Source organism: Nocardia sp. PE-7 (assembly GCF_030486425.1).
Lineage (GTDB): Bacteria > Actinomycetota > Actinomycetes > Mycobacteriales > Mycobacteriaceae > Nocardia > Nocardia salmonicida_A.
Map to the genome: position 1 here is coordinate 2619890 of NZ_CP129614.1, position 8838 is coordinate 2628727.

The window sequence follows — 8838 nt, forward strand, 5'->3', positions numbered from 1 at the left end:
CACACCTGTACTGCGCCGAGAACCGTTGGCGTACATCGTAGCCGGGTCAATCCTGTTCGGCGGCGATCGTGCCCGCGTCCACCGCGGCGACGAGCTCGGCGTGATCGGCCTCGGTGCGGTCGGCATAGCGGACCGCGAAGGCGGCCACCGATTCCTCGAACCGGTCGTCCTCGTCGTCGTCGGTTTCCAAATAGCCCGCCAGCGCGCGCGGGTCCAGCGAGCGGGCATGCGCGCGGGCCAGCAACGCACCGGCGAGTCTGCCGTAGTCGTCGAGATCGTCGGCGGACAGGGCCGCCGGGTCGATACTGCCCTTGAGATTGCGGAACTGGCGCACGATGAACGGCAGCGATTCGTCGAGTTCGATGGTCGTCCAGCCGAGCAGGATATCGGTCTCGGACTGTACGGACCGCGCGCCGACCACGATCCGCTCGCCCTCGTGGCGGGGTGTGGTCGGGGGCAGGAAGGGGGCGAGTGCGGACGCACGCGCCTGCTTGACCTGCAGCACCACCGCCTCGCCGTCGTTGCCGTGCAGCAACGCCACATAGCTGTGCAGGCCGACACTGCCGGTCCCGACGATGCGGAACGCGACATCGGAGACCGCGAACCGGGCCAGCAGATTGCGCCGGGACTCCCGGATGGTGTTCGCGTAGCTCTCCAGGCCATCGATCACCGCCTCCGACACCTGGGCATCGACCGCGGTCAGCACGGGCGGATCGCTGACGAATCGGTGCTTGCGGATGTCGGTCTCGTGATCGTCGAGGTGGGTCCACTTCGCCACCACTTTGGCGCTGGTGTTCTTGCGGGCCTTCTTGGCGGCCTTCTTGAAGTCGTCGAGCAGATCCTCGGCCTTGGCGCTGGTCAGGATCGACTCGTCGGCCAACACCGTCCACGACTGCATGAACGGCATGTCGGCCAATTCGGCGACGGTGCGGCGGTAGGAGCGGGCGGCGTCGCGTGCAGCGCGCAGGCAATCGTCCTCGTCGACGCCGCCTTCTCGCCCGGCCAGCACCAGGCTCGCCGCCAGGCGCTCCAGATCCCACTCCCACGGGCCCGTGACCGTCTCGTCGAAGTCGTTGATATCCATCACGATCTCGCCACGTTGGGTCCCATAGAGACCGAAGTTCGCGGCATGGGCGTCGCCACAGATCTGAGCGGCCAACCCGCTGTCCGGTCCGGCGGCGAGGTCGGCGGCCATCAGGCCGGCGGCGCCGCGGAAGAACGTGAACGGTGAGGTGACCATCCGGCCGATCCGCAGCGGAATCAGGCGCTCGATCCGCCCACGATTGCTGATATCGATGAACTCGCGCACCGTCGGCCGCTCGGGGCTCTCCGCGGCGCGGTCACGCTCGGTGACAGGCACCCGTCGCCTGGCAGCCCGACCACGTTCACGGGCGTCCTCGGCAGAGACATAGGAGCGCAGATCAATACCACTGTCGGACACGATTGCCCAGGTTAGCCGGTTGCGCCACGGTGAGCAGCGCCACGCCCGATCCGCGACGCAGTCGACGGCGTTTCGGCGTGGCCGGATGGCGCGAGCGGGGGTCGCTGCGGTAAGCATGGGCGTGGCAACCGAATCAGGAACGCCGGGCACGCACGACACCGAATCCGGTGGCGTGTTCAGCGACCGCATCCTGACCGTGCCGAATGCGCTGAGCGTAGTGCGGCTGATCGGCATTCCCGTGTTCCTGTGGCTGATGCTGGTTCGCCACGCCGACGGCTGGGCGTTCGCACTGCTGATCGCCAGCGGCTTCACCGATTTCCTCGACGGCAAACTCGCCAGGTTGCTCGATCAGTCCTCGCGTCTGGGCGCGTTGCTCGACCCGCTCGTGGACCGGCTGTATCTGGTGACGACTCTGGTCGCGTTCGTCGCGCGAGGGCTGCTCCCGTGGTGGCTCGCGGTGATCTTGATCGCACGTGATCTGGTGCTCACCGCGACCCTTTCGGTATACAAACGGCGCGAACTACCCGCGCCGGAGGTGATCTACCTGGGAAAAGCGGCCACTTTCGCGCTGATGTCGGCGCTGCCGTGGATGCTGACCGGGGAGATGGACTGGGCGGGGGCGAGTTTCGGGTGGGCCTTCGGGTGGGCACTACTGATCTGGGGTACGGCACTGTATGTCTGGACCGGGGTGCTCTACGCGGGGCTCGCGGTCGCGGTCGCGCGATCGATACCGCCTGTGCCGCACCGTGGCAGCTAGTCGATACTGTTGCGTGCAACGTCGACGATGAAAGGACGTCCTGTGACCCGGACCCCTGAGGAACTGCGCTACACCGAAGAGCACGAATGGGTGCGGCGGACCAGCCCCACGGCGGTCCGTGTCGGCATCACCGACTACGCCCAGTCACAGCTGGGTGACGTCGTCTTCGTCCAACTGCCCGACGTCGACAAAGATGTGACCGTCGGTGACAGCATCGCCGAGGTCGAGTCGACCAAGAGCGTGTCCGACATCTACGCTCCGCTCAGCGGCAAAGTCGTTGCGGTGAACGAGGATCTGGTGCAATCACCGGAGACGCTCAACACCGATCCCTACGACGCGGGCTGGTTGTTCGAGCTCGCTTTCGACGACGAGGCAACCCTGGATTCCGCCCTCGGTGAACTGCTGGATGCAGCGGGTTACCAAGGAGTTATCGGGGGCTGACTCAGCCTTCACAGTTCTCCCTGCACGGGCACGCCCCGGCAGGGTACGGTCAAAGCCAAGCGGATACGTCGGGGAATCGACGCCGGGATCTTTTCCTGGCGATGTGATCGCGCCGGTCGTGTCGCCGAATACAGCACCTGCTTGCATGGATAATCAGGTTCGAGGAGGAGAGAAACGGTGAGCGAGAACAGGGACCCGGGTTACGGGGAAACCGCGGCCGAGACGACATCGGTCTTCCGCGCGGACTTCCTCAACGAGGTCGACGCGTCGCGCTCCGCAGAGCCGACCGGCGAACAGCCGGTTCAGGGCGTCGAGGGCCTGCCTGCCGGCGCGGCCCTCCTGGTGGTCAAGCGTGGCCCGAACGCGGGCTCGCGTTTCCTGCTGGATCAGCCGACCACGTCGGCCGGCCGCCATCCCGACAGTGACATCTTTCTCGATGACGTCACTGTCAGCCGTCGGCATGCCGAGTTCCGTCAGGACGACGACTCGTTTCAGGTCGTCGATGTGGGCAGCCTCAACGGCACCTACGTCAACCGGGAGCCGGTGGACTCCTCGGAGCTGCAGAACGGCGACGAGGTCCAGATCGGCAAGTTCCGGCTGGTCTTCCTGACCGGTCCGCGCGCGCAGGCGAACGAGTCGGCGTCGGGCGCGGGGTCGCGATGACCCCAACGGTACTGGTGCCCGCGAAAGGCACAGTGCTGTGACAGGGGCGGCGCAGTGGGCGCGCGGAGGAATGTCGATCGGCTCCGTACTCGACCTGCTGCGACCAGATTTTCCTGACATCACCATCTCCAAGATCCGGTTCCTCGAATCAGAGGGCCTGATCCGGCCGGAGCGGACACCGTCGGGATACCGGCGGTTCTCGGTCTCCGACTACGAACGGCTGCGCTTCGTACTGACCGCGCAACGCGATCAGTACTTGCCGTTGAAGGTGATCAAGGAGCAATTGGAAGCGATCGACAGTGGTGCGGCGACGTTGGGCGTGCGTGAAGCGCGCGCCCGCGCGCACTCCCACCACGGTTCCGCGGACGCCGGGCACGGTGTGTCCGGCTCCGCGCGCACCGACGAGGCGATGAGCGCGCCGCCACCGCGCCGCCTCGGAATAGTCTCCGGCGAGATCTCGCCCGAGGAACTGCGCGTCGACGTCAGCGTGCGGCTCACCAGGGCCGATCTGCTCGCCAAGGCCGATATCGACGACCGTTTCCTCGACGATCTACTGCGCGCGGGACTCATCGTCCCCGGCGTCGGTGGATTCTTCGAGGCCGACGCGGTGACCCTGGCACACGCGGCGAAAGCCATGGCCGAATTCGGCCTGGAGGCCCGCCACCTGCGCGCCTTCAAACTCGCCGCCGACCGCGAGGCCGCACTGATCGCGCAGATCGCCGCGCCCATCGCCAAGAGCCGCGATGCCGACGCGCGCGCACGCGCGGAAGAGACCGTCCGCGAACTCGCGGCACTATCGCTGAACCTGCACGCCGCACTGGTGAAAGCCGCGGTGCGCACAGCCCTCGGCGGCTGACACACCCGGCCGGGTGATCGGGTATCGCCCGGGCTACACACCGATTTCGGCTCGAACGTCTTCCTTGCGCGCCCCAGAATTCGCCTAGACTCGTTGATACGGCGAGCTGTGCAGCTGTCGTGCCGGCCGGCGGCCGAGTATGGGAGGCAGGACTTACTCATGAGCGAGATGCGTGTCATCGGCATCCGTGTCGAGCAGCCACAGAACCAGCCCGTGCTGCTGCTGCGGGAGGCATCGGGGGAGCGGTATCTGCCGATCTGGATCGGGCAAGCCGAGGCCACCGCGATCGTGCTCGAGCAGGAGGGGGTCACTCCCATCCGTCCGCTCACTCACGATCTGATCAAGATTTTGATCACCGAGCTGGGACACACACTCAAGGAAGTGCGGATCGTCGATCTGCAGGAGGGCACCTTCTACGCCGACCTGGTCTTCGACGGCGACCTACGGGTCTCGGCGCGGCCCTCGGACTCGGTGGCGATCGCCTTGCGCGTGGGGTGCCCGATCTACGCCGAGGAACCGGTCCTCGCCGAGGCGGGACTGGTGATGCCCGACGAACGCGAGGACGAGGTGGAGAAGTTCAAGGAGTTCCTGGAGTCGGTCTCGCCCGACGACTTCAAGGCGACCGACAGTTGATCCCGATCTTCTGATCACAATCTTCTAAACCTGAAGTAGAGGTCCAGGGAATCGCGGCGTTTGGTGCTTGGTGTGACAACCCCGCAGGTCCGACAATGGCAGGAGTAACCTCGAAAGTCGGGCAACATCCGTCGTGACTCCGACCCGAGAACGTCGGCAGAAGGAGCGATCAGTGGAAGAACAAACGCAGGATGTCGTACAGCCTGGCTTGTTCCCGGACGACTCGGTTCCGGATGATCTGGTCGGCTACCGGGTGCCGAGCGCCTGTCAGGTCGCCGGAATCACCTACCGTCAGCTCGACTACTGGGCCCGCACCGGGTTGGTCGTGCCGTCGATCCGTGGCGCGGCGGGTTCGGGCAGTCAGCGGCTGTACTCGTTCAAGGACATCCTTGTCCTCAAGATCGTGAAGCGGCTGCTGGACGCGGGCATCTCTTTACAGAACATCCGGATCGCCGTCGATCACCTGCGTAGCCGTGGTGTCGGCGATCTCGCCGGGATCACCCTGTTCTCCGACGGAACCTCGGTGTACGAGTGCACCTCGCCCGAGGAGGTAGTCGATTTACTGCAGGGCGGGCAGGGCGTTTTCGGCATCGCCGTCGGTGGCGCCATGCGTGAGCTGACCGGCGCGATCGCGGACTTCCCGGCAGAACGAGCCACCGCCATCACCGACCGCCCCGAAGACGAGCTGTCTTTTCGACGCAAGGTGAGGGAGAACCGAAAAACCGGTTAGTGGTGCCGCGCGATCTCGCAAGCACATGGGTAACTCACCGGGTACGGGCTAACCGGCCGACTCGTCTCCACTCGGCCGCGTTGCCCGCCCAGCCCCGCACCTGAGTCCGGCCTGAAGGCGCGGAGAGGCGGGACAGTGACCAGCGCTACACCCCCGGCGTGCCCCTGGTGGCGCGACCGGGGGTTTGCTGCATCTAGAATCAGTGGTGCGTCGCCGCCGTGCGGGAGAGTCCTCGGTTCGCGAGAATCGGGGCGCCGAAGGAGCAGCACCTCCCCGTCAATCTCTCAGGCAACAGGGACCGCACGGTGATTCGACGCCTCTGGAAAGCGGTGGCATCCGGCTGCCCGCCCACGGGGAAAGGGGCACGGTCACCGATCTTCGGGGCCGGGTTACCGAATCTCTCAGGCGCACAGACAGAGGGGGAGGGCTGGTACCCGTCGACCACGAGGTCGACCCGCCCGACCTGGAGCTGCCCGTGACCCGTTCGTTCGCCGACCGCCACATCGGACCCGATTCCGACGAACTCGCCCGGATTCTCGCGACCATCGGCGTCGAGTCCATCGACGCGCTCGCGACCACGGCGCTGCCCGCCACGATCCTCGACGAATCCGGCCTCGGCGCCCTGCCCGCGCCGGCCTCCGAGCACGAGGTGCTCGACGAACTGGCGGCGCTGGCGGCGGCGAACACGGTCGCCACCTCGATGATCGGTCTCGGCTACTACGACACCCTCACCCCGCCGGTGCTGGTGCGCAATCTGCTCGAGAACCCCGCCTGGTACACCGCTTACACCCCGTACCAGCCCGAGATCAGCCAGGGCAGGCTCGAGGCGCTGCTCAACTTCCAGACCATGGTGTCGGATCTGACCGGCATGGATGTCGCGAACGCCTCCATGCTCGACGAGGCCACCGCCGCGGCCGAGGCGATGACGCTGCTGCGCCGCGCGGGCAAGTCGAAGTCGAACCGGCTGCTCATCGACGCCGATCTGTTCCCGCAGACCAAGACCATCATCGGTACCAGGGCCGAGCCGCTGGGCATCGAGATCGTCGAAGCCGACCTGTCGACCGGGCAGCTGCCGGAGGGTGAGTTCTTCGGTGTGATCGTGCAGACGCCGGGTGCGTCGGGCCGCATCGTCGACTGGACGTCGCTGTTCGCCGCCGCCCACGAGCGCGGCGCACTGGTGGCCGCGGGCGCCGACCTGCTCGCCATGACCCTGACCACCCCGCCCGGTGAACAGGGCGCCGATGTCTGCTTCGGCACCACCCAGCGTTTCGGTGTGCCGATGGGCTTCGGTGGCCCGCACGCCGGTTACCTGGCCGTGCGCACCGCTTTCGCCCGTCAGTTGCCCGGCCGCCTGGTCGGGGTGTCCGTCGATGCCGACGGCGCGCTCGCCTACCGGCTGGCGCTGCAGACCCGTGAACAGCACATCCGCCGGGAGAAGGCTACTTCCAACATCTGTACCGCCCAGGTGCTGCTGGCCATCGTCGCCGCGATGTACGCGAGCTACCACGGCGCCAACGGCCTGCGCGCCATCGCGCGCCGGGTCCACGAGCACGCCGCCGCCGTCGCGACCGGTCTCGGTGGGGCGCTGGTGCACGGCGCCTTCTTCGATACCGTGCTCGCCCAGGTGCCCGGCGGTGCGGAAGCCGTTGTCGCCAAGGCCAAGTCGAAGGGCATCAACCTGCGCCTGGTCGATGCCGACCATGTCGCCATCGCCTGCGACGAGGCCACCACCGACGCGCACGTCGCCGCCGTCGTCGAATCCTTCGGCACCGCACTGACTCCCGACGCGGGCACGGGCACCGAGCTCACCGCGATCGAGACGCGCACCTCGGACTATCTGACCCATCCGGCGTTCACCCGCCACCACACCGAGACCGCCATGCTGCGCTACCTGCGCGCGCTCTCGGACAAGGACATCGCCTTGGACCGCAGCATGATTCCGCTCGGTTCGTGCACCATGAAGCTCAACGCGACCGCGGAGATGGAGCCCATCACCTGGCCCGGCTTCGCTCGTCTGCACCCGTTCGCGCCGCTCGAGGATTCCCTGGGCATCCGCAAGCTGGTCGCCGACCTCGAGCAGTGGCTGGCCGAGATCACCGGCTACGACGCGGTGAGCCTGCAGCCCAACGCCGGTAGCCAGGGCGAGTACGCGGGCCTGCTCGCGATTCGCCGCTACCACCTCGATCGCGGCGACGACCACCGCGACACCTGCCTCATCCCGTCGAGCGCGCACGGCACCAACGCGGCCTCGGCGGCCATGGTCGGCATGCGAGTCGAGGTGGTCAAGTGCCGCGCGAACGGCGATGTCGACCTCGACGATCTGCGCGCCAAGATCGCCGACCACGCCGACCGGCTGGCCTGCATCATGATCACCTACCCGTCCACCCACGGCGTCTACGAGCACGAGGTCGCCGAGTTGTGCGCGCTCGTGCACGACGCGGGCGGCCAGGTGTACGTCGACGGCGCGAACCTCAATGCCCTCGTCGGCCTTGCCCGTCCGGGCCGGTTCGGCGGCGACGTGAGCCACCTGAACCTGCACAAGACCTTCTGCATCCCGCACGGCGGCGGCGGTCCCGGCGTCGGCCCGGTCGCGGTGGGCGCGCACCTGGCCCAGTACCTGCCCGGTGACCCGCTCGAAGCCGGTTCGCACGCGGTGTCGGCGGCGAACTACGGCTCCGCCTCGATCCTGCCGATCACCTGGGCCTACATCCGGATGATGGGCGCCGAGGGCCTGCGCGCGGCGACCCTGACCGCGATCGCGTCGGCCAACTACATCGCCCGCCGCCTCGACGCCTACTTCCCGGTGCTCTACACCGGCGAGAACGGCATGGTCGCCCACGAGTGCATCCTCGATCTGCGCGAGATCACCAAGCAGACCGGCGTCACCGTCGACGACGTGGCGAAGCGGCTCGCCGACTACGGTTTCCACGCGCCGACGATGAGTTTCCCGGTCGCGGGCACCCTGATGGTGGAACCCACCGAGAGTGAGAACCTCGAGGAGATCGACGAGTTCATCGCCGCCATGATCGCCATCCGCGGCGAGATCGACCAGGTGGGCGCCGGCGTGTGGCCGGTGACCGACAATCCGCTGCGCGGAGCGCCCCACACCGCGGCCAGCCTGGTCGCCGAGTGGAACCACCCCTACAGCCGTGAGACCGCGGTGTATCCGCGTGGAATCGGCCATGCCCGACCGAAGGTGTGGCCGTCGGTGCGGCGCATCGACGGTGCGTTCGGTGACCGCAATCTGGTGTGTTCGTGCCCGCCATTGGACGCCTACGAAGACTGACCTGCCCCTGACAACGGGCCCCGCCGATCTC

Annotated in this window: 8 protein-coding genes and 1 riboswitch; of the genes, 7 read left to right on the plus strand and 1 reads right to left on the minus strand. The window is 67.3% G+C overall.

Annotated elements, in window-relative coordinates; all coding sequences use genetic code 11:
- Positions 1–46: 46 nt before the first annotated feature.
- Complete coding sequence (locus QX204_RS12320; RefSeq protein ID WP_301906840.1) at positions 47–1441, minus strand: DUF2252 domain-containing protein; 1395 nt, start codon at positions 1439–1441, stop codon at positions 47–49.
- Positions 1442–1556: 115 nt separating this feature from the next.
- On the opposite strand from QX204_RS12320, the gene QX204_RS12325 reads away from it, so the two are divergent.
- The 7 genes from QX204_RS12325 (at position 1557) to gcvP (ending at position 8807) form a co-directional block, all read left to right on the plus strand.
- Entirely contained in the window at positions 1557–2198 is a 642-nt protein-coding gene (locus tag QX204_RS12325; protein ID WP_301906841.1) for a CDP-alcohol phosphatidyltransferase family protein, read from the plus strand.
- Positions 2199–2225: 27 nt separating this feature from the next.
- Positions 2226–2639, plus strand: coding sequence for a glycine cleavage system protein GcvH (gene gcvH / locus QX204_RS12330; RefSeq protein WP_056817658.1), 414 nt, complete (start codon positions 2226–2228; stop codon positions 2637–2639).
- Positions 2640–2816: 177 nt separating this feature from the next.
- Positions 2817–3302 carry an oxoglutarate dehydrogenase inhibitor Odhl gene (locus QX204_RS12335; RefSeq protein WP_056817657.1) on the plus strand — a complete coding sequence of 162 codons (486 nt, stop codon included), beginning with the start codon at positions 2817–2819 and terminating at the stop codon, positions 3300–3302.
- Between the two features lie 70 nt (positions 3303–3372).
- A complete protein-coding gene (locus QX204_RS12340) occupies positions 3373–4158 on the plus strand; it encodes a transcriptional regulator FtsR (RefSeq protein ID WP_301906844.1) in 786 nt (261 codons plus the stop codon).
- Between the two features lie 159 nt (positions 4159–4317).
- Positions 4318–4791, plus strand: coding sequence for a bifunctional nuclease family protein (locus QX204_RS12345; RefSeq protein ID WP_067446263.1), 474 nt, complete (start codon positions 4318–4320; stop codon positions 4789–4791).
- 172 nt (positions 4792–4963) lie between these two features.
- Entirely contained in the window at positions 4964–5521 is a 558-nt protein-coding gene (locus tag QX204_RS12350; protein ID WP_131816826.1) for a MerR family transcriptional regulator, read from the plus strand.
- 211 nt (positions 5522–5732) lie between these two features.
- A riboswitch (glycine riboswitch) is annotated at positions 5733–5832 on the plus strand.
- 164 nt (positions 5833–5996) lie between these two features.
- Positions 5997–8807 carry an aminomethyl-transferring glycine dehydrogenase gene (gene gcvP, locus QX204_RS12355; RefSeq protein WP_301906847.1) on the plus strand — a complete coding sequence of 937 codons (2811 nt, stop codon included), beginning with the start codon at positions 5997–5999 and terminating at the stop codon, positions 8805–8807.
- Positions 8808–8838: the final 31 nt, after the last annotated feature.

Bases quoted from the DNA above. Each gene is read 5' to 3' on its own strand.
- gcvH (WP_056817658.1), top strand. From the start codon at position 2,226: ATGAAAGGACGTCCTGTGACCCGGACCCCTGAGGAACTGCGCTACACC.
- QX204_RS12340 (WP_301906844.1), top strand. From the start codon at position 3,373: ATGTCGATCGGCTCCGTACTCGACCTGCTGCGACCAGATTTTCCTGAC.
- QX204_RS12325 (WP_301906841.1), top strand. From the start codon at position 1,557: ATGGGCGTGGCAACCGAATCAGGAACGCCGGGCACGCACGACACCGAA.
- QX204_RS12345 (WP_067446263.1), top strand. From the start codon at position 4,318: ATGAGCGAGATGCGTGTCATCGGCATCCGTGTCGAGCAGCCACAGAAC.